General features: G+C 63.5%; 23 protein-coding genes and 3 tRNA genes. 13 read left to right on the forward strand and 13 right to left on the reverse strand.

Translation table 11 applies throughout. The features are described 5' to 3' along the window. Window positions 1-7 precede the first annotated feature (7 nt). Window positions 8-1,762 carry an acyl-CoA dehydrogenase gene (locus KUV26_RS01405; RefSeq protein ID WP_222507081.1) on the forward strand — a complete coding sequence of 585 codons (1,755 nt, stop codon included), beginning with the start codon at window positions 8-10 and terminating at the stop codon, window positions 1,760-1,762. A 56-nt stretch (window positions 1,763-1,818) separates the two neighbouring features. Then, on the forward strand, window positions 1,819-2,625 hold the full coding sequence (dmdD, locus tag KUV26_RS01410) for a methylthioacryloyl-CoA hydratase (RefSeq protein ID WP_222507082.1): 807 nt from the start codon (window positions 1,819-1,821) through the stop codon (window positions 2,623-2,625). 148 nt (window positions 2,626-2,773) lie between these two features. Here dmdD and KUV26_RS01415 read toward each other — a convergent pair. From KUV26_RS01415 to KUV26_RS01430, 4 genes are all read right to left on the reverse strand, one after another. Continuing rightward, window positions 2,774-2,848: transfer RNA gene (locus KUV26_RS01415), tRNA-Asn, on the reverse strand. A 137-nt stretch (window positions 2,849-2,985) separates the two neighbouring features. After that, window positions 2,986-3,669 carry a GntR family transcriptional regulator gene (locus KUV26_RS01420; RefSeq protein ID WP_222507083.1) on the reverse strand — a complete coding sequence of 228 codons (684 nt, stop codon included), beginning with the start codon at window positions 3,667-3,669 and terminating at the stop codon, window positions 2,986-2,988. Window positions 3,670-3,844: 175 nt separating this feature from the next. After that, a tRNA-Asn gene (locus KUV26_RS01425) sits at window positions 3,845-3,919 on the reverse strand. A gap of 69 nt (window positions 3,920-3,988) precedes the next feature. Next, window positions 3,989-4,906 carry an MBL fold metallo-hydrolase gene (locus KUV26_RS01430; protein WP_222507084.1) on the reverse strand — a complete coding sequence of 306 codons (918 nt, stop codon included), beginning with the start codon at window positions 4,904-4,906 and terminating at the stop codon, window positions 3,989-3,991. Window positions 4,907-4,988: 82 nt separating this feature from the next. Here KUV26_RS01430 and KUV26_RS01435 point away from each other — a divergent pair, with 82 nt between their 5' ends. Continuing rightward, on the forward strand, window positions 4,989-6,308 hold the full coding sequence (locus tag KUV26_RS01435; protein ID WP_222502358.1) for an ATP-binding protein: 1,320 nt from the start codon (window positions 4,989-4,991) through the stop codon (window positions 6,306-6,308). An 83-nt stretch (window positions 6,309-6,391) separates the two neighbouring features. On the opposite strand, the gene KUV26_RS01440 is transcribed toward KUV26_RS01435, so the two are convergent. Next, window positions 6,392-7,576, reverse strand: a complete 1,185-nt coding sequence (locus KUV26_RS01440) for a hypothetical protein (protein ID WP_222507085.1) — start codon at window positions 7,574-7,576, stop codon at window positions 6,392-6,394. 358 nt (window positions 7,577-7,934) lie between these two features. Here KUV26_RS01440 and KUV26_RS01445 point away from each other — a divergent pair, with 358 nt between their 5' ends. After that, a complete protein-coding gene (locus KUV26_RS01445) occupies window positions 7,935-8,198 on the forward strand; it encodes a hypothetical protein (RefSeq protein ID WP_222507086.1) in 264 nt (87 codons plus the stop codon). Between the two features lie 203 nt (window positions 8,199-8,401). Beyond that, window positions 8,402-8,902 (forward strand): hypothetical protein, encoded by a 501-nt coding sequence (locus KUV26_RS01450; protein ID WP_261399698.1) that lies wholly within the window; start codon window positions 8,402-8,404, stop codon window positions 8,900-8,902. A 91-nt stretch (window positions 8,903-8,993) separates the two neighbouring features. Here the strand turns inward: KUV26_RS01450 and KUV26_RS01455 are convergent. Both KUV26_RS01455 and KUV26_RS01460 read right to left on the reverse strand, forming a co-directional pair. After that, window positions 8,994-9,069, reverse strand: a tRNA-Ile gene (locus KUV26_RS01455). Between the two features lie 37 nt (window positions 9,070-9,106). Beyond that, on the reverse strand, window positions 9,107-10,042 hold the full coding sequence (locus KUV26_RS01460; protein ID WP_222507088.1) for a LysR family transcriptional regulator: 936 nt from the start codon (window positions 10,040-10,042) through the stop codon (window positions 9,107-9,109). Between the two features lie 119 nt (window positions 10,043-10,161). Here KUV26_RS01460 and KUV26_RS01465 point away from each other — a divergent pair, with 119 nt between their 5' ends. The 3 genes from KUV26_RS01465 to purN all read left to right on the forward strand — a co-directional run bounded on the left by KUV26_RS01465 (window position 10,162) and on the right by purN (window position 12,893). Further along, window positions 10,162-11,142, forward strand: coding sequence for an MBL fold metallo-hydrolase (locus tag KUV26_RS01465; protein WP_222507089.1), 981 nt, complete (start codon window positions 10,162-10,164; stop codon window positions 11,140-11,142). 111 nt (window positions 11,143-11,253) lie between these two features. Next, window positions 11,254-12,300 carry a phosphoribosylformylglycinamidine cyclo-ligase gene (gene purM / locus KUV26_RS01470; protein WP_222502364.1) on the forward strand — a complete coding sequence of 349 codons (1,047 nt, stop codon included), beginning with the start codon at window positions 11,254-11,256 and terminating at the stop codon, window positions 12,298-12,300. After that, on the forward strand, window positions 12,297-12,893 hold the full coding sequence (purN, locus tag KUV26_RS01475) for a phosphoribosylglycinamide formyltransferase (protein WP_222507090.1): 597 nt from the start codon (window positions 12,297-12,299) through the stop codon (window positions 12,891-12,893). The genes purM and purN overlap by 4 nt, the downstream gene beginning before the upstream one ends. Here the strand turns inward: purN and KUV26_RS01480 are convergent. Beyond that, the gene (locus KUV26_RS01480) at window positions 12,890-13,075 is read right to left on the reverse strand and encodes a hypothetical protein (protein ID WP_222502366.1); all 186 of its coding nucleotides are present in this window, start codon (window positions 13,073-13,075) and stop codon (window positions 12,890-12,892) included. The two genes, purN and KUV26_RS01480, sit on opposite strands and share 4 nt — an antisense overlap. A 231-nt stretch (window positions 13,076-13,306) precedes the next feature. On the opposite strand from KUV26_RS01480, the gene rnd reads away from it, so the two are divergent. Continuing rightward, window positions 13,307-14,464, forward strand: coding sequence for a ribonuclease D (rnd, locus tag KUV26_RS01485; RefSeq protein WP_222507091.1), 1,158 nt, complete (start codon window positions 13,307-13,309; stop codon window positions 14,462-14,464). 86 nt (window positions 14,465-14,550) lie between these two features. On the opposite strand, the gene KUV26_RS01490 is transcribed toward rnd, so the two are convergent. Beyond that, window positions 14,551-15,060: a hypothetical protein gene (locus KUV26_RS01490; RefSeq protein ID WP_222507092.1), complete on the reverse strand. Its 510-nt coding sequence runs from the start codon at window positions 15,058-15,060 to the stop codon at window positions 14,551-14,553. 134 nt (window positions 15,061-15,194) lie between these two features. Between KUV26_RS01490 and KUV26_RS01495 the strand changes: the two genes are divergently transcribed. Next, window positions 15,195-15,605: a SufE family protein gene (locus KUV26_RS01495; protein ID WP_222507093.1), complete on the forward strand. Its 411-nt coding sequence runs from the start codon at window positions 15,195-15,197 to the stop codon at window positions 15,603-15,605. Between the two features lie 62 nt (window positions 15,606-15,667). Here KUV26_RS01495 and KUV26_RS01500 read toward each other — a convergent pair whose 3' ends face one another. Together KUV26_RS01500 and KUV26_RS01505 are read right to left on the reverse strand one after the other, a co-directional pair. Then, window positions 15,668-16,378, reverse strand: coding sequence for a DUF1638 domain-containing protein (locus KUV26_RS01500; protein WP_222507094.1), 711 nt, complete (start codon window positions 16,376-16,378; stop codon window positions 15,668-15,670). 1 nt (window position 16,379) lies between these two features. After that, the gene (locus KUV26_RS01505) at window positions 16,380-17,078 is read right to left on the reverse strand and encodes a corrinoid protein (RefSeq protein ID WP_222502371.1); all 699 of its coding nucleotides are present in this window, start codon (window positions 17,076-17,078) and stop codon (window positions 16,380-16,382) included. A 222-nt stretch (window positions 17,079-17,300) separates the two neighbouring features. On the opposite strand from KUV26_RS01505, the gene KUV26_RS01510 reads away from it, so the two are divergent. Together KUV26_RS01510 and KUV26_RS01515 are read left to right on the forward strand one after the other, a co-directional pair. Next, window positions 17,301-18,380: a PA0069 family radical SAM protein gene (locus tag KUV26_RS01510; protein ID WP_222507095.1), complete on the forward strand. Its 1,080-nt coding sequence runs from the start codon at window positions 17,301-17,303 to the stop codon at window positions 18,378-18,380. 72 nt (window positions 18,381-18,452) lie between these two features. Then, entirely contained in the window at window positions 18,453-18,731 is a 279-nt protein-coding gene (locus tag KUV26_RS01515) for an acylphosphatase (RefSeq protein WP_222502373.1), read from the forward strand. 117 nt (window positions 18,732-18,848) lie between these two features. Here the strand turns inward: KUV26_RS01515 and bmt are convergent, their stop codons facing one another. Together bmt and KUV26_RS01525 are read right to left on the reverse strand one after the other, a co-directional pair. Then, on the reverse strand, window positions 18,849-19,871 hold the full coding sequence (bmt, locus tag KUV26_RS01520) for a betaine--homocysteine S-methyltransferase (RefSeq protein WP_222507096.1): 1,023 nt from the start codon (window positions 19,869-19,871) through the stop codon (window positions 18,849-18,851). Window positions 19,872-20,131: 260 nt separating this feature from the next. Continuing rightward, complete coding sequence (locus KUV26_RS01525; protein ID WP_222502375.1) at window positions 20,132-20,449, reverse strand: DUF1476 domain-containing protein; 318 nt, start codon at window positions 20,447-20,449, stop codon at window positions 20,132-20,134. Window positions 20,450-20,721: 272 nt separating this feature from the next. On the opposite strand from KUV26_RS01525, the gene purC reads away from it, so the two are divergent. After that, entirely contained in the window at window positions 20,722-21,483 is a 762-nt protein-coding gene (gene purC, locus KUV26_RS01530) for a phosphoribosylaminoimidazolesuccinocarboxamide synthase (protein WP_039145684.1), read from the forward strand. Window positions 21,484-21,578: the final 95 nt, after the last annotated feature.

Here is a 21,578-nt window from a genome sequence, read left to right on the forward strand (position 1 = left end):
GACGGAAATGACCTATCAGGCCCCCATTCGCGATATCATGTTCAACATCGAGCACCTGCCGGCAGCGCCGGAGGCGGCTTCGGCAGGCAGCGGCATTGAGCTTGCGGATATCGAGGCGGCACTGGAGGGGCTGGGGCGTTTCTGTTCAGATGTCATCGCGCCCCTGTCCAGAACCGGGGATGAGGCCGGTGCGCGGCTCGACGGTGCAGAGGCCGTGCTGCCGGACCCCTATGCACAGGCCTATGCGCAATTCGCAGAGATGGGATGGCAGAGCCTGCCGCACCCGGAGGAGTTCGGCGGCATGGGGCTGCCGCGGGCGGCTGCGGCGGCTGCAACGGAGATCCTGAATGCTTCCGACCTGAGCTTTGGCCTGTGCCCGCTGCTGACCGACGGCGCAGTGGAGGCGCTGCTGCTGACCGGATCGGATGCCCAGAAGCAGAAGTACCTGGAACCGATGATTTCCGGCCGCTGGTCGGGCACCATGAACCTGACAGAGCCGCAGGCCGGCAGTGATCTGGGGCGGGTGCGCTGCAAGGCGGAGCCTGCTGCGGACGGCACCTATGCAGTCAGCGGGACCAAGATTTTCATCACCTACGGAGAGCACGGGCTGACGGAAAACATCATCCACCTGGTGCTGGCCCGCACCCCGGACGCCCCGGCGGGCCCCAAGGGGCTGAGCCTGTTCATCGTGCCGAAGTTTCTGGTGGGGGAAGACGGCACGCCGGGCCGCCGCAATGCGGTGACTTGCGTCAGCCTGGAGCACAAGCTGGGCGTTCGCGCCAGCCCGACCGCGGTGCTGGAATACGACGGGGCAACCGGGTTTCTGGTGGGCGAGGAAAACCGCGGGCTCGAGTATATGTTCGTGATGATGCGCGCCGCGCGCTTTGCCGTTGGCGTGCAGGGGGTGGCGGTGTCCGAGCGGGCCTGCCAGCACGCGCTGGAATATGCGCAGGAACGGGTGCAGAGCCGTCCGGTGGATGGCAGCAGCAAGGACGCGGCTCCGATCATCCGGCACCCGGACGTCCAGCGGATGCTGCTGCGGATGCGGGCGCTGACCGAAGGCGGCCGGGCGCTGGCGATCGCCACCGCGGGCTGGCTGGACCTGGCCAAACAGGGCGGCATTGACGCTTTGGACATGGCCGAATTCCTGGTGCCGCTGGTCAAGGCCTTCTGCACCGAGCGCTCGCTGGAAGTCACCTCTCTCGGGGTGCAGGTCCATGGCGGCATGGGGTTCATTGAAGAAACCGGAGTTGCCCAGTTCTACCGGGATGCCCGGATCCTGCCGATCTATGAGGGCACCACTGCAATCCAGGCAAACGACCTGCTGGGCCGCAAGGTGCTGCGGGACGGCGGCGCAACCGCACGCCGCTTCGCCGGGCTGGTGCAGGAGACCGAACAGGCCCTGCTGCAGGGAAGCGAACCGGCGCAGGCCGTGGCGAAGCGCCTGGGCGATGCCCGCCAGGCGTTTGAGGACAGCCTCGCCTGGCTGCTGGACAATGCCGCGGCGGACCCGAATGCGGCCTATGGCGGCAGTGTTCCTTTCCTCATGCTGACTGGCAATCTGGCAGTGGCCTGGCAGCTTGGCAGGTCCGTTCTGGCGGCCAGCGCCAGGCTGGAGCAGGGGGAAGACACGGCCTTTATGACTCAGAAGATCGCCACGGCGGTGTTTTACGCGCAGCACATTCTGGTGGAGTGCGGCGCCGAACGCCTGCGCATCACCGAGGGCAGCGCGAGCCTGAGCGATGCCGCGCTCCATCTTTGAACATCAAGTCACGGCGGCACGGACAAGTGCCGGAAAATAAGGGAAGGGCCAGAACCATGACCCAAGCAGCAAATGCGCAATCTTTCGAAAACCTGGAGATCGAACAGCAGGACAACGGCGTCAGCATCGTCTGGCTGAACCGGCCGACCAAGCGCAACGCGCTGGATACCGCGACCATCGAGGAACTGGTCAGCTTCTTCAGCACTGCCCACCGCAACGGGGTGAAGGCCGTGGTGCTGGCGGGGAAGGGCGACCACTTCTGCGCTGGCCTCGACCTGGTCGAGCATTGGAAGGCGGACCGCAGCCCCGACGATTTCATGCATGTGTGCCTGCGCTGGCATGAAGCCTTCAACAAGATGGAATACGGCGGCGTCCCGGTTATCGCAGCGCTGCAAGGCGCGGTTGTCGGCGGCGGTCTGGAGCTTGCAAGTGCTGCCCATATCCGGGTGATCGATCAGAGCACCTATTTTGCGCTTCCCGAAGGCCAGCGCGGCATCTTCACCGGCGGCGGCGCCACCATCCGGGTCTCCGACATGATCGGAAAGTACCGGATGATCGACATGATTCTGACCGGCCGCGTCTATCAGGGCCAGGAAGCGGTAGAACTGGGGCTGGCACAGTACATCACCGAAGGCTCCAGTTTCGACAAGGCGCTGGAACTGGCCGACAAGATTGCCGAAAACCTGCCGCTGACCAACTACGCGATCTGCTCGGCGATCAGCCATCTGAACAACATGTCCGGCATGGATGCGGCTTATGCCGAGGCGGTTGTGGCAGGTGTGGTGAACACCCAGCCGGCCGCGCGCGAGCGCCTGGAGGCCTTTGCCAACAAGACCGCTGCACGGGTGCGTCCCAACAGCTGATCCTGCAAAGCGTGCCGCCAGGGGCGCAAGAAACCTGGCGGCCAGCTGCCTTTTCCCGGGTGCCGGGCCTGAACGGCGGATGCCCGGTCCGGGCCATTGTCCCAAAAGAAAAGGGCTTAGCGATTATTCGCTAAGCCCTTGAATTCTTTGGCTCCGGCGGTAGGGATCGAACCTACGACCAATTGATTAACAGTCAACTGCTCTACCGCTGAGCTACGCCGGAACATGTGGCGTCGTATAGGGTTTCCGATCTGCGGCGTCCAGAGGAAATTCTCATGCCGGAGAAATTTTTTCGAGGCGCCGAGCGGCATGCGGGCGCCGGCAGTGGAGAGAGGCAAAAATCCTCTCCTTTGCCTGCGGTCAAAGATGGGTCGTCATTCTGTAGCCGGGGGCAAAGAACAGTTTCGCAAGCGTCACGGGCTGCCCGCGCAGCCATGTGATGCGCTCTGCAGTAAAGATCGGTTCTCCTGCCTGAGTGTCCAGAAACTCAGCCACGGTCTGGTCAGCCTTGGTCGCCAGGAAGCTCAGCTCCAGATTCGTGAACGGCACCTTCTGCACCAGCCAGTCGTTGGGGCCGACGCTGGAGAAATCGGCATCGAGCACCTCTGGAATGCTGTCGGGAACGATCCAGCGCACTTCGTACTGAAAAGGCGCGTTATCCGTGTAGTGCATGCACCTGAGGTGCAGCACATCCCGGCCCTGCGGAATGTTCATTCTGGCAGACAGCCAGTGCGGCGCGGGCAAGACGTTTCTTTCGACAAGGGCGTAGCGGTATTCTGACCCGGTTTCCGTGATTTCATCGCGGACCAGAGGAATTGCGAATTGGGCCTTCCTGGCCGGGGCGTTCAGGACCCTGGTGCCTGCTTTGCGCTTGCGTTCCAGATAGCCTTCCTCAGCCAGTTCCCGCAGCGCCCGGTTCACTGTGGTGCGGGTGCTTGAAAACTCTTCGGCGAGGTCGGTTTCACTGGGAAGCAAACTGTCTGGCGCCCAGATCTTGTTGTGGATTCTGTCCAGCACCACCTGCTTGATATCGCGGTAGCTCATGTTTGCCCGGGGTGCGGCCATGCTGCCTCCAATAAAATGAGTTAATGACTATTTATATAGACATAAATGCCATTGCAAAGCGCGCATTGCAGACCGGGCTCTTCGGCTCAGGGAGATGGTACGTTGGCCGAGGATGCAAAAAAGCCCTCAAGCGTTGCCGCTTGAGGGCTTTTTATGGCTCCGGCGGTAGGGATCGAACCTACGACCAATTGATTAACAGTCAACTGCTCTACCGCTGAGCTACGCCGGAACGGTCCGTGCCGTATAGCGTTCCCCAGAATGGGCGTCCAGAGGGCAGCGGGCAATTTTTTGAAAAAAATCAGCAGCCCTTCAATGCAAAGACCGAGGGTGCGGAAAGAACACCCTGAGGGGCTGCCTTGCCCCGGCCAGTGAGGTCCACCAGATGGGCGAAAACATTGCGTTCCGCGGCTTTCAGCAGCGCGGCCGGGGTGTCGGTATAGATCAGTTCGGCCAGGCTGCGGGCGGTGGCCGGGGCCTGTGCCAAGGCTTCCAGAATCGCGGCTTCGCGCGATTCCCGGTGGGCAATCAGCCAGTCGAGCCGTCCGGCCGGATCGGTAATGGGCGCGCCGTGGCCGGCATGGAAGACCCGCCAGCTGCGCTGCCGCAGGCGGCGGCAGGAGGCCATGAAATCGGTCAGGTCGCCGTCCGGCGGCGACACCAAGGAACTGGCCCAGCCCATCACGTGATCGGCGGTGAAACAGGCATCCTTCCAGGCCAGCGCAATATGGTTGCCCAAGTGGCCGGGCGTGTGGATTACCTCCAGGTCCCAGCTGTCGCCGCTGATGACTTCGCCATCGGCCACGGTGACATCGGGGGAGAACTCTTTGTCGATGCCTTCGCCGCCGCCAGCCAGCCCGCCATCGGCGAGGCGGGACATCACCTCGCTGCGGCCCGCTTGCGGCCCGCCAAAGGCATGGACCGGCGCGCCTGTGGCCTTGCTCAGGCCGCGCGCAAGCGGCGAGTGGTCCAGGTGGCTGTGGGTGACGATGATATGGGTGATCTGCTGTCCGGGCTGCACAGCCTCCAGGATCGCCGCAAGATGCGCGTCCGAGTCCGGCCCCGGGTCGATCACCGCCAGCCCGCCGGTGCCCAGAATATAGGTGTTGGTGCCCCGATAGGTCATCGGAGAGGGGTTCGGCGCCAGGATGCGGCGCAAGCCCGGTTCCAGCACCTCGGCTGTTCCCGGCTGCGGGTTGAAATCATCTGGTGCTTGCATCGTCCTGCCCAATTGCTGTTTATCCGGCTGCCGCGGTGCGGGAAATCTTTTCTCTTTCTCCGCCGCCCTATAGGCTTACCCCATGTTCTTCCAATGGCTCAAACGATATATGCCGCGCAGCCTTTATGCCCGTGCGGCCCTGATCCTGGTGGTGCCGATTGTGGCGCTGCAGATCGTGATCTCCGTGGTGTTTATCAAGCGCGATCTTGAGGACGTGACGGTGCAGATGACGGCGACCATCCAGCGCGAAATGGAGTTGCTGCGCCAGTTCGCGGATGCCGCACCGGATCAGGAGACGGCGCTGGCGCAGATCGCGCCGTTACTGCAGCCGTTGCAGATGCAGGCCCGTTTCCTGCCGCCCGGTGCGCCGCTGCCGGAGGATGAGTTCAGCCTGATCGAGTTTTCCGGCCGGGTGGTGCGGGAGGAAATGGAAAAGACTTTCCCCGGGTTTCTGGCGGCACGGTTCCTGCCTGACAGGATGGTGCAGGTTTACTTCGGCACCGCGCATGGCTTGGTGGAACTCAGCTTTGACCGCCGCAGGCTGACTGCCGCGGCACCGCACCAGCTGATTGTCACCATGCTGCTGTTCGGTTTTCTGATGATGATGATCTCCTTCCTGTACATGCGCAACCAGCTGCGCCCGATCAAGCGGCTGGCCAATGCGGCAGAGGCCTTCGGGCGCGGGCGGGCAGTGCCCTATTCGCCTTCCGGCGCAACCGAGGTTCGGGCCGCGGGCAGCGCCTTTCTGGACATGCGCGCCCGGATTGAACGCCAGATCGAGCAGCGCACGCTGATGCTGTCGGGGGTGAGCCACGATCTGCGCACCCCGCTGACGCGGATGAAGCTGGAGCTGGCGATGCTGGACGAGGAGGACGCGGCGCCGATGCTGCGCGACGTGGATGAAATGCAGGCGCTTCTGGACGCGTTTCTCGATTTCTCCCGCGGCGCGGCGGTCAGCGAGCCTGAGCCGGTGGACCCGCAGGAACTGGTCCGCGGTATCATCAGCGACTGGCAACGTCAGGAGAAGCAGGTGGCGCTGGGCGAAATGACCGGGGCAGGGGAAGTGATGCTGCGCCGCCAGCCGATGCAGCGGGCGGTGTCGAACCTGATTTCCAATGCGGTGCGCTACGGCTCCAGGGCGCGGGTGTCGGTTGCGGTGACCGACAAATCCATGCGGATCCGGGTCGAGGATGACGGGCCGGGTATCCCGGCAGAGCAGCGCGGCGACGCCGTGCGCCCCTTCACCCGCCTGGACCCGGCCCGCAATCAGGACCGGGGGACTGGAGTGGGGCTGGGGCTGGCAATCGTGGCCGACACCGCGCGCGCCCACGGCGGCACCCTGCGGCTGGGTGAAAGTACCGATCTGGGCGGCCTGAAGGCGGATATCGTCATCGCCCGCTGATCCCGCCCCGGCCAAGTCAAACGGGCAGCCCCGAAGAGGCTGCCCGTTTGACTATCCAATGATCTGTGCCTGCTGGCCGGCTGTCAGGCAAATTCCTTGGACAGGGTATTGAACCCGGTTTCGATTGCCGAAGCAGCTTTGACCAGGTTCTCCCCGCCGGAGGCGATGCTGGTAACCGTGGTGCCGAGGCCCAGGCTGCCGACCCAGATCACCCACTTGGCCCACACCGGATCCTTGTGGCGCAGGGCGTCGACGGCTTTCTGCGAGTTGTCGCGGAACTTCTCGGCGGGCTTGATGCTGACGTGATAGGCTTCGATGCTCTTGATGAGCCGGGCGGTTTCCTTGCGGGCGGCCTCCATGGCGGTAAACAGCCCGTCCAACTTCTTGCTCTTGTAGCCCCGGTCCTTGGCCATCTTGCCCAGTTTCTTCTCGATCTCCTTGTCGAGCTTGCTCTGCTTGTCCAGAAGCTTGTTCAGCTCCTTCCCGAGGGCGGCAATTTCCAGGTCGATGTTCTTGAGCTTGGCCTTGTAGGTTTCCAGGTGCTTGTCGACCCGGTTGAAGCCTGCAGTCTCGACCATCAGGAAGTCGGCCAGGATCTCCTTGCCGATCTCCTTGGCTTTCACCTTGGCCTTGGACTGATTCTCATAGGCCGAGACCAGCTGCTTCAGCGCTTTCTCAAGTTCGCCATGGATCTTCACGATATCAGAGGTCACCTTCTGCACAGCGCGCGCGACCGAGACAATACTCTGCGCGATGCCATAGATGCTGGCGGCGATTGACGCGCCGCCGGTCACCGTACCGGCGGCCAGCGAGGCGGTGGAGCCAATGGCGCAGGCGCTGCCGAGCACAATCGCGCTGACCACCTTGATGCGGTACTTCTTGCGGTCCTTGTTGGCCTGTCTCCACTTGTCGAAATGCTTGGTCGCGACATGTTCAATCGACTTTTCATACTTGGAAAAGATCTTCTTGATGTCGGCGTCCAGCTCTTTGCATTCCTTGTCGGTCAGCGGCAGGACCGATCCCAGGTTGTTGGCTGCGTCCACCCGCAGGGTGCATTCGTTCAGCAGCTTTTTGTATTCCTTGGTGGCATCATCATAGAGCTTGGCGACAAAGCGGGCGTCAGTGTCGAGCTCCTTGGCAACACTCTTGTCCACCTCGACCGTGGCCGCAAAGTTCATATTGCCGAGTTGAACGAACTTCGGTTTCACCTTCTTGGTGACCTCGTTCTTCACGTCAGCCTTGATGATAGTGAGCTTTTCTGTCGCCATGACTCATTGCCTCTGAATTGATCTTGCGGCGGGGGCAACGCCTGAAAACAGTCTCGAAATTGCTACGGAAAAAGTGATTTGCCCTGTTCTTAGGCCACCCTACCGGACGTCGGGGATTATAAAAGCAAAATGCTTGCGGCCGGGTAACGGCAGCAAGGGACGGCGGCATTGTACGCGCGTTGCCTGTTCGGCTTCGTCTGGTGCCGCCGCAAAGAGCTGCCCCCTTCAGCAAACTGCAATGTGTTGCGCCGCGTGCCCGGGCAGCGAACGCCGGGTTTTCCGGATTTTGGTATTTTGCCGGTATCTCTCTGGTTTCGGGGAAGCAGACCTGAAGCGCAACACATCGGGGAATTATCTCATGCCACAGATCGACCCTTTCACCAGTTTCCGCCGCGGACTTGAAAGCCCGGCCACCCACCATATTGCAATTACACCGCAGGACGGCGTGGATCTGCCGGTAAGGCCGCGCGTCCTCAGGGTGCTGGCTTCTGGCGACCTCGCAATGCGCGACGAAGCCGGGACCGTGATTACCTATGCCGTCACGGCTGGCGAAACCATCGGCTTCTCAGCTGCAGGCATCGAGGCAACGGGCACCACCGCATCCGTTGCAGGGTGGTACTGATGCTGGGCCTGGGGTTTTCCGTCACGGGCGCAGGAGTGCAGGGGCCAGCCTCCCGTCCTGCCGTGAACGGCCTGATTGGATGGTACAGCGCCAAGGCAACGGGAACCATCACGCGCGGGGCGGGGGAGGAAGTCATCAGTGTCGCGAACCTGGTTCCCGGAGGCGCGGCTCTCGGCAGACTGTCGGGCGGGGGGCCAGTTTATGTGGCTTCAGCCCCCGTGGCAGGCGGGCGTCCGGCGCTGGTCTGGCCGGATGCGGCCAACGCCAGAGGTCTGACGCTTGCATCGGATGCTCTTGTCAGGGAAGTGTTTGCTGTCATGGCCTATGCCGACGGTGCGCGCAGCGCATTTGACACCTACAACACCCTCACGACCGACCTTGCGGGCCTCGATTCCAGCAGTGCCAACCGGGTTATGGGCCATGAGAATAACGCCGGCATCTTCACGGCTTCATTGCCGCCCGGGATGACAGTCCACCTGAACGGCGGAGGTGCCACGACCTCACTGCTGCCGATGCCATTGTCAGTGCTCCACATAAAATCCGCCTCCCCGTTTGCGCTGGCTTCAATCGGCGGGCGCAATAACGGGTCCAGCCGGGCGTGGCGCGGTCCGGTGTGCGAGGTGCTGGCCTATACTGACGCACTGGATGCAGCCGGGGTCAGCAGAAATGTCAGCTATCTGAAGGACGGCTGGGGAATCAGCTAGGCGCTTGAGCGCGCTGAGGGCTCCGGCCACCACGGCCGGGACACTCGAAGCCTTCAGCCTGGCAACAGGCGGGGCAGGCAGTGTTGAAGAATGGTAGGCCCGGCAGGATTCGAACCTGCAACCAAAGCGTTATGAGCGCTCTGCTCTAACCGTTGAGCTACAGGCCCGCCATGGATTTGTGGTTAGGAAATGAGACAGGCAAGGTCAAGCGGTGATTGCGGAAGGGGCAGGCAATTCCGCCGTCTGGTTCCGGTGCAGGGCGTCCAGCCGCGCAGCGGTGTGCTCGATCGTCAGGTCCCGGCGCCGGTCCGGCGCGCGGCGCGAAGGGTAGACGGCAAACACATCCTTCAAGGGTGCCTCGTAGCCGGGCAGCACCTGTTCATATTCTCCGCTGGCCAGCTGCTCCTCGACCATGAAGCGCGGCGCGCGGGTATATCCGGAACCGCTGCTGACAGCGTGCATGATCAGGTCGGGATCATCGGCGGTGAACCCCACCTGCACCGGCGCGGGATATTCCAGTGGGCCGCGGCGCAGAGGGAAGAACCCGCGGGTCTGATCCTCGTGGTGCTGTATGAACTTGAGCCGCTTCAGGTCCTCGGGCGTCTCCGGGCGGCCCTCGCGGTCCAGGTAATCCGGGGTGGCAAACAGCACTGTCTCCAGGGTGGAGATCTTGCGCCCGAAGCCATCGGTATCCCCCAGTTTTCCGGTGCGGATCGCCAGATCGTAGCCTTCGCGCACCACATCGACCAGCCGGTCCTCCAGCCGCATCACGATGTTGAGGTCCGGGTGCTCCCGGTTCAGGTCCAGCAGCATCGGCCCGATCACGCTGCGGCCCAGAAAGGAGTTCACGCTGATGCGGAAGGTGCCGGAAACGCTGCCCTCCAGCGCGTCGACTTCGGCTGTCATGCGGTTGTAGCCTGATAGCAGAGCTTGCGCGTGGCTGTTGACCAGAGCGCCTGCGCGGGTGGCGTGGATGCCCCTGGCGGTGCGGTGCAGCAGCTGCTGGCCCATCAGCGCCTCCAGCTGCTTGATCTGCTGGCTGACGGCCGACTGGGTGATGCCGCGGCGCTGGGCAGTGCGGTTCAGGCTGCCTTCGTCCAGAGCGATGGTGAACGTCTCCAGCAGGGTCAGCTTGTCCATGGAATGCCTATAAATGTTGCTAATAACCGTTATCGGTGCTTCGGGGCTGCAAGGCAGGGAAATGCCGCCTTATCTCCGGTGCACAGGAGTATTTCCTGAAACTGATATTGGAGTTTCTTATGACAATCAATCGCAGGGCATTTATGGGCGGGCTGGCGGCAGCCCCGGCGGCGGCACTGGCAAGCGGGGTGGCAGGCAGCAGCTGGGCATGGGCGGCTGAAAACACGGCGCAGGCAGTCCCGGCCACTCATTCCTTTACCTTGGGAGATGCCAGGATCACCGTGCTGCTGGACGGGCATCTGCCGCTGGGAACCGAGCTGTTCAATGATTTTGACCCGGCCAAGGCTGAAACCGTGCTGGCAAAGGGGCTGCACCGGCTGAAGGAGGGTGCGCTGCAAATTCCGGTCAACGGCTACCTGGTGGAGCGCAGCGGTCAGAAATTGCTGATCGACACCGGCACGGCGCAGCTGATGGGGCCGGGGCTGGGGGCGCTGGGCGCCGGGCTGGCCGCGGCGGGCGTTGCGCCTGAGAGCATCGATACAGTTCTGCTGACACATATCCACCCGGACCACTCCGGCGGGCTGATCACAGCGGACGGCGCGGCGGCTTTTGCCAATGCTGGGCTGGTTGTGGGGCAGCGGGAATGGGATTTCTGGCATGACGATGCCATCCTGGCGGGCGTGCGGGAAGGCAGCCGCGGCTTTTTTGACATGGCCCGCCGCTCGGTCGCGCCCTATGCGGACCGGCTGCACCTGCTGCAGGGGGAGAGTGAGGCCGCGCCCGGCTTCACCGCGGTGGAACTGCCGGGCCATACGCCGGGGCATACCGGCTTCATGCTGGATGCAGGCGGCGAGGGGCTGCTGTTCTGGGGCGACCTGATCCACAGCGCCGCGCTGCAGTTTGCGCTGCCGGAATGGACCATCGCCTTTGACACCGATCCGGCGCAGACCGCGCAGACCCGGCGCAAGATGATGGACAGGGCGGAGGCGGACAACCTGCTGGTCACCGGCGCGCATGTGGACTTTCCGGCGCTGGGCCGGGTGCTGCGGCAGGGCGGCGCCTATGCCTATCAGGCGGCCCCTTGGCAGTTTGGTATCTGAGGCCGCAGATATCCCCTGCTGCGCTGTCAGAGACGGCGCAGCGGATTCCCTAGTTCCCTTCTGATGCGCCTTGCGCTAAAGGCTGCGCAACCGATTTGAAGGAGCCATGTGATGACCAGCGGCAAGAACGGCCTGACCTATGCGGATGCAGGTGTGGACATTGATGCGGGCAACGCCCTGGTTGACCGGATCAAGCCGGCCGCCAAGCGCACCAACCGCCCCGGCGTGGCCAGCGGGCTGGGCGGTTTCGGCGCCTTGTTCGACCTGAAGGCCGCCGGCTACAACGATCCGATCCTGGTCGGCGCCACCGACGGCGTCGGCACCAAGCTGCGGATTGCCATCGACACCGGCGTGGTCGACGGTGTCGGCATCGACCTGGTGGCGATGTGCGTGAACGATTTGGTCTGCCAGGGCGCCGAGCCGCTGTTCTTCCTCGACTATTTCGCCACCGGGAAGCTGGAAACCGACATTGCCGCCCGCATCATCGAAGGCATCGCCGAGGGCTGCGTGCGCTCCGGCTGCGCGCTGATCGGCGGCGAGACCGCGGAGATGCCGGGTATGTACCCTGAGGGCGACTTTGATCTCGCAGGTTTTGCAGTGGGCGCGATGGAGCGCGGCTCGGCGCTGCCCGAAGGCGTGGCGGAAGGCGATGTGTTGCTGGGACTGGCCTCTGACGGTGTGCACTCCAACGGCTACTCTCTGGTGCGCAAGCTGGTGGAAGTCTCGGGCCTGGGCTGGGATGCGGATTGCCCGTTCGGCGAGGGCTCCCTGGGCGAGGCGCTGCTGACCCCGACCCGCTTGTACGTCAAACAGTGCCTGGCTGCGGTGCGGGCAGGGGGCGTGCACGCACTGGCCCATATCACCGGCGGCGGGCTGACCGAGAACCTGCCGCGGGTGCTGCCCGACGATCTGGGCGCCGACATCGACCTGAACGCCTGGGAGCTGCCGCCCGTGTTCAAATGGATGGCCGAAACCGGCGGTATCGCCGAAGCCGAAATGCTGAAGACCTTCAACTGCGGCATCGGCATGATCCTGTCGGTCTCCGCCGACCGCGCCGATGAGCTGGTGAAGGTGCTGGAAGGTGAAGGCGAAACCGTGGCCCGTCTGGGCACCGTCACCGCAGGCGCCGGCATGCGCTATTCGGGCAAGCTGCTGTGAGCCACAAGAAGGTCGCGATCCTGATTTCCGGCGGCGGCTCCAATATGGTGTCGCTGCTGGAAAGCATGACCGGCGACCACCCGGCACGCGCCTGCCTTGTGCTGTCCAATAATGCGGATGCCGGCGGGTTGGCCAAGGCCGCTGCGGCTGGTGTGGCAACCGCCGTGGTGGACCACCGCCCGTTCAAGGGCGACCGGGAAGCATTTGAGACTGAGCTGGTGAAACCCATCTTTGAAGCGGGGGCCGATATCGTCTGCCTGGCGGGGTTCATGCGGGTGCTGACAGCCGGGTTCGTCTCGCAGTTCGAGGGGCGGATGCTGAACATCCACCCCTCGCTGCTGCCGAAATACAAGGGGCTGCACACCCACGCCCGTGCGCTGGAAGCCGGCGACGCCGAGCATGGCTGCACTGTGCATGAGGTGACGCCGCTTCTGGATGATGGGCCGGTTCTGGGGCAGGCGCGGGTGCCGGTGCTGGCGGATGATACCCCGGATGCGCTGGCTGCGCGGGTGCTGGTGCAGGAGCACAAACTGTATCCCGCCGTGCTGCGCCGCTTTGCCGCGGGCGACAAGACGCCGGTGCAGCTGCCCTAGCGCGACGCCTGCGAGGCCGCGCTGTTTCCGCGCCAATCCAGCAGCTCTGATTGCGGCGCCGGTGCCATCAAAGCGGGCAGGCCGACCAGCGCCAGCAGCAATGCCGCCGCCAGGAGCGGAATCAGCCCGCGGGACAGGGTGAAACCACCGGTTTTCGCGGGGAAAAGATCAAGAACGGTCATCGTCTATCCTCCTGTGAAGGGTGTGCCCGCAATCTACGACTGCGGCGGGTATTATGAAAATGAATGTTTGCGGTAGGACACATCACGGAATGTGAACTGATGGGAGGCCCGTGTGCCGGGAGCCACAGCAGGGCCGTCAGAATGCCCGGCCCGGTCTGGCACCTGTTTGCATTGGCTGAAACAAGCGCGTATCACGGGCCGGTCATACCGATAAACAAAAAGCCGTAATTGATGAAAACTCTGACCTCTACCGAAGAACTGCAGGCCTTCTGCGAAGCTGCAGCGCAGCACGACTATGTCACGGTGGATACCGAGTTTCTGCGGGAACGGACCTATTACTCCAAGCTGTGCCTGATCCAGCTGGCCTTTGCCGGGGACGGCGAGGACGACGCGGTCCTGGTCGATCCGCTGGCCGACGGCATCTCATTGGAGCCGCTTTATGAGCTGTTCCGCAACGAGAATGTGGTCAAGGTGTTCCATGCCGCGCGCCAGGATCTGGAGATCTTCTGGGTCGACGCGCAGGTCTTTCCGAAGCCGCTGTTCGACACCCAGGTCGCGGCGATGGTCTGTGGCTTTGGCGAGCAGGCGGGCTATGAGACGCTGGTGCGCAAGATCGTCAAGCAGGGGCTGGACAAGACTTCCCGTTTCACAGATTGGTCGCGCCGCCCGCTGAGCGAGGCGCAGAAAACCTATGCGCTGGCGGATGTGACCCACCTGCGCAAGATCTATGAGTTCCTGGCGGCGGAACTGGACAAGAGCGGCCGTGCCCATTGGGTAACCGAGGAGCTGCAGGTGCTGACCGATCCGGCGACCTATGATATCCGGCCGGAGGATGCCTGGAAGCGGGTGAAAACCCGGACCAGCTCTGGCAAGTTCCTGGCGGTGGTCCGCGAACTGGCGGCCTTCCGCGAGACCTATGCGCAGACCAACAATGTGCCGCGCAACCGGGTGTTCAAGGATGACGCGCTGGTCGAGCTGGCCTCGACCAAGCCGCGAAATCCGGGTGATCTGGGCGGGTCCCGCCTTCTTTTGCGCGAGGCGCGCAAGGGGGCGATTGCCGAAGGCATCCTGGAGGCCGTGGCCAAGGGCGTTGCCTGTCCTCCCGAAAAGCATCCGAAGATGGATCGCAGCAAGGAGAAGCTGCAGGTGAATCCGGCGCTGGCCGACCTGCTGCGGGTGCTGCTGAAAGCCAAGACCGAGGCCGAAGGGGTCGCAGCGAAACTGATCGCGCCGAGCGCGGACCTGGACGCGATTGCGGCGGGCCTGCGCGATGTGCCGGCCCTCAGCGGCTGGCGCCGCGAGGTGTTCGGGGCCGATGCGCTGCGCCTGTGCGAAGGCAAGATCGGTCTTGCGGCCAAGGGGCAGGACGTGAAGGTTGTGGAATTGTAACTGCCGGAACGCTGCGGCAGCTGCCAGGATGCGAAAAGAAAAACGCCCGCGGAAGCGGGCGTTTTTTCCTTTTCGCTGCCGAGGGCTCAGCGGCGGCGGCTTTCCCGTGCGTTGGTCTCGCCGTTCACCCGCACGATGCGGACGTCCTGCAGGTCCTGGTTCGACAGGGTGCGGGCGGCGTGCAGTGTGCGGCTGAACTCGCTGCCGGTGATCGTCGGCTCCTCCGGATACACGATCCGGAAATCATAGGTCAGAACACCATCCTCAGTGCCCTCGGCCCGGCGCAGCTCCACGTCGAAGGCGCCCTGGCGCGCCGCAATGCCGGTTGCGTGGATGATGGCGCCGGTGCTGGTCCGCTCGATCTCGAGGCTGTCGATCCGGCTGATCAGGACGCTTTTGTCCTTGGGCGGCTTCTTGGCGAAGATGCCGCGGGCGTTGGTTTCCTGCGGCAGCAGAGGGTTGACGTTTCCGGCCACTTCAACCTCTGCCGGTTCGGAGCTGCCGAACCAGTTGGTCGGGTTCAGCCGTGAATCCCGCCAGCCGCACGCTGATAGCACCAGCGCGCAGGCCAATGTGAGAGCCAATGGTTTATGCATCCGTCCCCGCCCATTCAAAATGTCTTTGCAACGGATTACCCGATTGGCTGCGGCTTGAAAAGCGGTTGAAAAGCGGCGGGCAGGGGCTTAGGTGCTGATCTGCACCGGATGCGGTTTTTGAGGATAGACGGACAATGGCCACTGCCGCCTTTGAAGAGATCGTGGAAGACTTCGAGTTCATGGAGGACTGGGAGGACCGCTACCGGCATGTGATCGACCTGGGCAGGGCGATGGAGCCGCTGGACGATGCGCTGAAAGTACCCGCAACCAAAGTCGACGGCTGCGCCAGCCAGGTCTGGCTGCACGCCACCGTCGAGGGCGGTGCGTTCCGTTTTGACGGCGACAGCGACGCGATGATCGTGCGCGGCCTGATTGCGGTGCTGCGCTGCCTTTACAACGGGCTGCCGCTGGCCGAGGTGACAGCGGTGGATGCCAGGGCGGAATTGGGCAGGCTGGGCCTGAACGAGCATTTGTCCTCGCAGCGCTCGAACGGGCTGCGGGCGATGATCGAGCGGATCCGCGATACCGCGATGGCGCAGGCCTGAGGAGAGCGGGCGAGGGGCCGGTCCCTCGCGCTGCCTGGAGTATTTCCGAAACGATGAACGGCCTATTTGGCCCAACGCGAAATGGCGGTTTCCAGATCGCCGTAGCCGGTGTGGCGGTGCTCGAACGCCAGCCCCATGCGGTCCGCGCATTCGCGGGCCTTTTCCACCAGCCTGGGGTCGCTGACCTGAGACTGGTAGACCAGCTTGGTGTAATTGCCGAACACCATGTCCCGCAGCTCCGGGTTCTTGTCCAGGCCCATCGGGCGCCAGACAAAGGCGTCGAACTGCTTGACCAGGAAGTCGGTCAGGTAGAAGGCGGTGATTTCGCCCTCATCGGCATGTTTGGCAAAGGTGTCGTTGCCCTCGAAGAAGGAATAGCAATGCGGGCCCGCCACCATCTCGACGCCCAGCTCTGCGCATTTGCGCTCCAGCGCGCCGCCGGTGCCGCAGTCGGCGTAAACCACGTAGATCTTGTCATAGACCGCTGAATGCTTGGCCACGGCACCTTCAATGGCGTCGGTGATCTGCTCCGGGTAGAGGTGCAGCTTGGCAGGCAGGCAGGTGAGGTCGATGTGATCCAGGCCGTTTGTCTCCTTGATATCAAGGATTTCGCGCGCAAGCGCGCCGCAGGCGATCAGCAGGATGCGGCCGGTTTTTTTCTCAGGGGCAGCCAGACCCTGTTCGGTGAGGGAGTTTTCCTCAAGCGTCCGCCCGGTCGGCGGGCGGAAGGCAGCCCGCTCGGTCAAGCGGGCTGCACGTCCTTTGCGTGCCAAATCAGGCGCTCATCGAGTTGTGCTTGCGCGCAACGAAGTCCTTGGCCATTTCCACGGCCACGGCTGCGTCACGGCAATAGCCGTCAGCGCCGATGGCCTTGCCGAACTCTTCGTTCAGCGGCGCGCCGCCGACCAGCACGATGTAGTCGTCGCGCAGGCCCTGCTCGACCATGGTGTCGATGACCACCTTCATGTAGGGCATGGTGGTGGTCAGCAGAGCGGACATGCCGAGGATGTCGGGCTTGTGCTCTTCCATAGCTTCCAGGTAGTTCTCGACCGGGTTGTTGATGCCGATGTCGTAAACTTCGAAGCCTGCGCCTTCCATCATCATGGAAACCAGGTTCTTGCCGATGTCGTGGATGTCGCCCTTGACGGTGCCGATCACCATGGAGCCGACGCGCGGTGCGCCGGTTTCGGCCAGCAGCGGCTTCAGGATGGCCATGCCGCCCTTCATTGCGTTGGCTGCCAGCAGCACTTCCGGAACGAACAGGATGCCGTCGCGGAAATCGGCGCCGACGATGGTCATGCCGCCCACCAGAGCCTTGGTCAGGATGTCGTAGGGAACCCAGCCGCGCTCGAGAAGGATGTTCACCCCTTCTTCGATTTCTTCTTTGAGACCATCATAAAGGTCGTCAAACATCTGCTGAACAAGTTCCTCGTCATCGAGTTCCGAGAGGATGATGTCTTCTTCGTCCGACATGCGCCTAATCCTTGCTGACGGGGGAATCCCCGGTGTTGGCCTGTTTCAGAGGCTTTTGTGACAGAATGCTGCCCGCGGACTGCATTATTTGCGACATTGCCGCTGTTCTAACCGACGTATAGAGACAATTCCGGCGCAAGAATAATGAAGATTCCACATGGAAATCTTCGAAATTGCCCATTTGTTCTTTATTTGTTCCGCTGTGGCCGCTAGTTTGCGTCCATGCCGACGGAAAACACGCCACTTCCATTGCGCCGCAAAACGCGCGCCAGCCTCAGCAATGCGGCAGGCCGGTATGACATGGCGCGGGAGGCCGTGGACGACGGCTGGTTCCAGGAGATGCCGCAAGCGGTGATTCCCACCGAGGTGCGGCAGGAGACGGCGCGCACCTTGATCACGTACAACCGGTCTCCCGATCTGCCGTTCGACCGGTCCATCAACCCGTACCGGGGCTGCGAGCATGGCTGCATCTACTGCTTCGCACGGCCGACCCATGCCTATCTGGGGCTGTCGCCGGGGCTGGATTTCGAGACCCGGCTGGTGGCGCGTCCCAATGCCGCCGAAGTGCTGCGCAAGGAACTGGCGGCGCCGCGTTACAAGGCGGGCACGATTGCGCTTGGCACCAATACCGACCCGTACCAGCCCTGCGAGCGGGACCTGCGCATCACCCGCGGCTGCCTGGAGGTGATGAGCGAATTCAACCACCCTGTGGCAATCGTGACCAAGGGAGCAATGGTGGAGCGGGACCTGGACCTCCTCGCGCCGATGGCGGCCAGGGGGCTGGTGCGGGTGGGGGTTTCGGTGACCACGCTGGACCCGGATCTGTCCCGCCGGATGGAGCCGAGGGCGCCGCTGCCGGCCCGGCGCCTGGCCGCGATCCGGCGGCTGGCAGATGCCGGGGTGCCGGTGCGGGTGATGACCTCGCCGGTTGTTCCGGGGCTGACGGATCATGAACTGGAGGCGCTGCTCGCCGCCGGGGCGGAGGCCGGGGCGGATGCCGCCAGCTGGATCATGCTGCGGCTGCCGCGGGAGGTGTCGGAACTGTGGCAGGAGTGGCTGGCGGAACATGAACCTGGCCGCGCTGCCAAGGTGATGACGCGGCTGCGGGAAATGCATGGCGGACGCGACTATGACCCGCGATGGGGCCACCGGATGCGGGGCGAGGGGCGGTATGCCGAAATGATCGCGCAGCGGTTCAAGGCGGCGTGCAGGCGGCTGGGCCTGAAGGAGCGGACGGCGGCGCTGCGCTGCGATCTGTTTGCAAGACCGCCGCAGCCGGGCGACCAGATGGCCCTGTTCTGACTCTTTCTTGATCAGCGGCGGTGGCAATATGTGCTATGCTGGGGCCCTTCATGACGGAAAGGAAGGTGTCCAATGACTTCTGTTGCTGTAAAGGCGCGTGTCACGGGACGCGTGCAAGGCGTGGCCTTCCGCACCTGGGCGCGGGCGGAAGCGCTGCGCCACGGGCTGTCGGGCTGGGTGCGCAATGAGCCGGACGGTTCGGTCCGGGCTTTGCTGATGGGGCCGGCCGCCAGCGTTGCGGATATGGTGCGCAGGATGGGGCGCGGCCCGGGCGCTGCTTCAGTCAAGGATGTCCTCACCGAAAGGACCGAACCTGACCCCGCAATCCACGGTTTCAGCATCGTCGGTTAGCCTGGCTGAAGGACGCCGGGACGGCCGCCAGCGCGGCGGCTAATGAAACAGAAAATGGCGCCGCGTGTTCACCTGCGGCGCCATTTCGTGTGGATCAGTGCTTGCCTGCTGCGGCTGTCAGGCGCGGCGCCGTCCGCGACGTCCGCGGCGCTCTGCGCCGGCTCCGGCATCTTCTCCGGTGCCATCGCTGTCGGAGGTGAAGGGGCCGAGCACTTCAACGATTTTTTCCAGTGCCGGGCGGTCGCCGCGCGGGCGGCTGTCCAATGCGGCGCGCATGTGGCGCAGGTGATCGGGCATGGTGCCGCAGCAGCCGCCGATGATTTTGGCACCGGCGTCGCGGGCCATCACGGCGTATTCGCCCATCAGTTCCGGGGTGCCGTCATAATGGATGTGGCCGTCGACATATTTGGGAATGCCGGCATTGCCCTTGGAGATGATGGGGCGCTCGGTGCCTTGGGCGGCAAAGCCGAGGACGGTGCGCAGGATGTCTGAGGCGCCGGTGCCGCAGTTGGCGCCAAAGGCCAGCGGCGCATTTTCAAACTCTTCCACCAGCTGGGCCAGGTCCGAGGAGGTCACGCCCATCATGGTGCGGCCAGCGGTGTCAAAGCTCATGGTGCCGCACCAGGGCATGTCCGCCAGCTTGAAGGCCTCGGCTGCCGCGCGGAATTCCTCCGGCGCGGAAATGGTTTCCAGCCACAGCACGTCGGCGCCGCCCTCCTTCAGGGCATCGGCCTGCTCATGGAACATCTCGACTGCCAGCGCATGGGACATTTCGCCGACGGGCTCGAAAATCTCCCCGGTGGGGCCGACCGATCCTGCCACGGCAACTTTGCGGTCCGCCTTGTCCGCCACCTCGCGGCCGAGTTCGGCGGCGATGCGGTTCAGTTCCCGCACCCGTCCCTGCGCGTCGTGCAGCTTGAGCCGTGCGGCGGTGCCGCCGAAGCTGTTGGTCAGAAACAGGTCGCTGCCTGCATCAACGGACCCCTGGTACAGTGCCAGGATTTTCTTGGGCTCGTCGACGTTCCACAGCTCCGGCGCGTCGCCGGACTGCAGGCCCATGGCGAACAGGTTGGTTCCGGTCGCGCCATCCGCCAGAAGCACGTCCTTGGTTTCCAGCAGACGAGTGAAAGTGTTTGTCATCGATAAAGTTCCGTGTCAGCAGGCCGCCCCGGCGGGCCGGGCGGCAAATTGGTCTGCTTCCCCTGTCTCACGCCGGGCGCGCAAGGGCAATTTCATTTTCTTCATCTTCATTATGAGAGCGCCTCCCGGCTGCCGCAAAACGGGCGGCCTAGGGGAAATTGCGCCAGCGCGCGGAACTTATGCGGCCTAGATCGGCAGCGGCTGCTGCGGCCGCAGCAATCAGAAGGTGGAGCCCGCGCGCGGATGCGGGACGGCGGGCGTCAGCCGGCCTCCGTCAGGATTTGTGCTTTGGCCTGCGGCAGCAGTTCTGCACGCTTCATCCGGATGTCTTCGGCAGAGGTCCTGCCGTGCAGTTCCTTTTCCAGCTTGCGCACCACGTCTTCGTGGCCGGCTTCTTCCAGGTCCGCTGCGACGATCGTTCTGGCAAATGCTTCGGCGTCGCTGCCGCTCAATCCCAGCAGCCCGGCCGCCCACAGGCCCAGCAACTTGTTGCAGCGCGCCTCCGCATTGAACTGCATTTCCTCGTCATGCGCGAACTTTGCTTCGAAGGCCTGTTCGCGTTCGTCAAATGTTGTCATGTCGCGTCCTCATTAAACCTATTGTACCCCTTGTATGATAGGAGCATGATACCGGCTCAGGGCAAGAAAAAACTCTGTCTGGAAAGGCCTTTGAGCAATCATGCGAACGGGGCGGGCGGGTCTGCCCGGAGCGGCGGGCGCAGACAGGGGCGGTTGCGGCCGGGGATGCCGTTCACCCGGTCAGTGCAGCAAGCTTGCGGCTGAAGCCCCCTTGCACTATGAGAGCGGCACATCGCAGGCCGGATTCCCGGCATTGACCCGAAAGGTTCCCAATGGCGCGTCGCAAGAAGATTTATGAAGGCAAGGCCAAGACTCTGTACGAGGGCCCCGAGCCCGGCACCATCGTCCAGTATTTCAAGGACGACGCCACTGCTTTCAACGCCGAAAAACACGACGTGATCGAGGGCAAGGGTGTCCTGAACAACATCCTGAGCGAGTTCTTCATGCTGGGTCTGGCGCAGATCGGCGTACCGACCCACTTCCTGAAACGCCTGAACATGCGCGAACAGCTGGTGCGCAGCTGCGAGATCATTCCGCTGGAAGTGATCGTGCGCAACTACGCGGCCGGTTCGATCTCCAAGCGCCTGGGTATCGACGAGGGCACCCAGTTGCCGCGGCCGGTGGTGGAATACTGCTACAAGGATGATGCCCTGGGCGATCCGCTGGTCACTGAGGAACACATCGCAGCCTTCGGCTGGGCCAGCCAGCAGGACATGGACGACATCCTGAGCCTGGCGCTGCGGGTGAACGACTTCCTGTCGGGCGTGTTCCTGGCTGTCGGCATCCGCCTTGTCGACTTCAAAATCGAGATCGGCCGCATCTACGAGGGCGATTTCCAGCGCCTGGTGATCGCTGATGAGATCAGCCCGGACAGCTGCCGCCTGTGGGACATCAATACCGGTCAGAAGCTGGACAAGGACGTGTTCCGCCGCGATCTGGGCAGCCTGACCGACGCCTACAGCGAAGTGGCGCGCCGCCTGGGCGTGATGCCGAACAATCCGCCTGCGCCGGGCAAGCCGACGCTGGTCAACTGAGACAGGGACCCGCTGCGCCTGACCGCGCCGCGGGTCTTTGAGTATTTTTTGCAAAGAAGAAGCCCGCTTGGGGCTTCGCCATCGAAAACCTGAGG

The organism is Leisingera daeponensis (assembly GCF_019801465.1).
Classification (GTDB): Bacteria; Pseudomonadota; Alphaproteobacteria; order Rhodobacterales; family Rhodobacteraceae; genus Leisingera; species Leisingera daeponensis_A.

Excerpts from the sequence above, each read along its gene's own strand:
- KUV26_RS01405 (WP_222507081.1), top strand. The coding sequence starts at position 8 with ATGACCTATCAGGCCCCCATTCGCGATATCATGTTCAACATCGAGCAC.
- dmdD (WP_222507082.1), top strand. The coding sequence starts at position 1,819 with ATGACCCAAGCAGCAAATGCGCAATCTTTCGAAAACCTGGAGATCGAA.
- KUV26_RS01420 (WP_222507083.1), bottom strand. The coding sequence starts at position 3,669 with ATGAGCTACCGCGATATCAAGCAGGTGGTGCTGGACAGAATCCACAAC.
- KUV26_RS01430 (WP_222507084.1), bottom strand. The coding sequence starts at position 4,906 with ATGCAAGCACCAGATGATTTCAACCCGCAGCCGGGAACAGCCGAGGTG.
- KUV26_RS01435 (WP_222502358.1), top strand. The coding sequence starts at position 4,989 with ATGTTCTTCCAATGGCTCAAACGATATATGCCGCGCAGCCTTTATGCC.
- KUV26_RS01440 (WP_222507085.1), bottom strand. The coding sequence starts at position 7,576 with ATGGCGACAGAAAAGCTCACTATCATCAAGGCTGACGTGAAGAACGAG.
- KUV26_RS01445 (WP_222507086.1), top strand. The coding sequence starts at position 7,935 with ATGCCACAGATCGACCCTTTCACCAGTTTCCGCCGCGGACTTGAAAGC.
- KUV26_RS01460 (WP_222507088.1), bottom strand. The coding sequence starts at position 10,042 with ATGGACAAGCTGACCCTGCTGGAGACGTTCACCATCGCTCTGGACGAA.
- KUV26_RS01465 (WP_222507089.1), top strand. The coding sequence starts at position 10,162 with ATGACAATCAATCGCAGGGCATTTATGGGCGGGCTGGCGGCAGCCCCG.
- purM (WP_222502364.1), top strand. The coding sequence starts at position 11,254 with ATGACCAGCGGCAAGAACGGCCTGACCTATGCGGATGCAGGTGTGGAC.
- KUV26_RS01480 (WP_222502366.1), bottom strand. The coding sequence starts at position 13,075 with ATGACCGTTCTTGATCTTTTCCCCGCGAAAACCGGTGGTTTCACCCTG.
- rnd (WP_222507091.1), top strand. The coding sequence starts at position 13,307 with ATGAAAACTCTGACCTCTACCGAAGAACTGCAGGCCTTCTGCGAAGCT.
- KUV26_RS01490 (WP_222507092.1), bottom strand. The coding sequence starts at position 15,060 with ATGCATAAACCATTGGCTCTCACATTGGCCTGCGCGCTGGTGCTATCA.
- KUV26_RS01495 (WP_222507093.1), top strand. The coding sequence starts at position 15,195 with ATGGCCACTGCCGCCTTTGAAGAGATCGTGGAAGACTTCGAGTTCATG.
- KUV26_RS01505 (WP_222502371.1), bottom strand. The coding sequence starts at position 17,078 with ATGTCGGACGAAGAAGACATCATCCTCTCGGAACTCGATGACGAGGAA.
- KUV26_RS01510 (WP_222507095.1), top strand. The coding sequence starts at position 17,301 with ATGCCGACGGAAAACACGCCACTTCCATTGCGCCGCAAAACGCGCGCC.
- KUV26_RS01515 (WP_222502373.1), top strand. The coding sequence starts at position 18,453 with ATGACTTCTGTTGCTGTAAAGGCGCGTGTCACGGGACGCGTGCAAGGC.
- bmt (WP_222507096.1), bottom strand. The coding sequence starts at position 19,871 with ATGACAAACACTTTCACTCGTCTGCTGGAAACCAAGGACGTGCTTCTG.
- KUV26_RS01525 (WP_222502375.1), bottom strand. The coding sequence starts at position 20,449 with ATGACAACATTTGACGAACGCGAACAGGCCTTCGAAGCAAAGTTCGCG.
- purC (WP_039145684.1), top strand. The coding sequence starts at position 20,722 with ATGGCGCGTCGCAAGAAGATTTATGAAGGCAAGGCCAAGACTCTGTAC.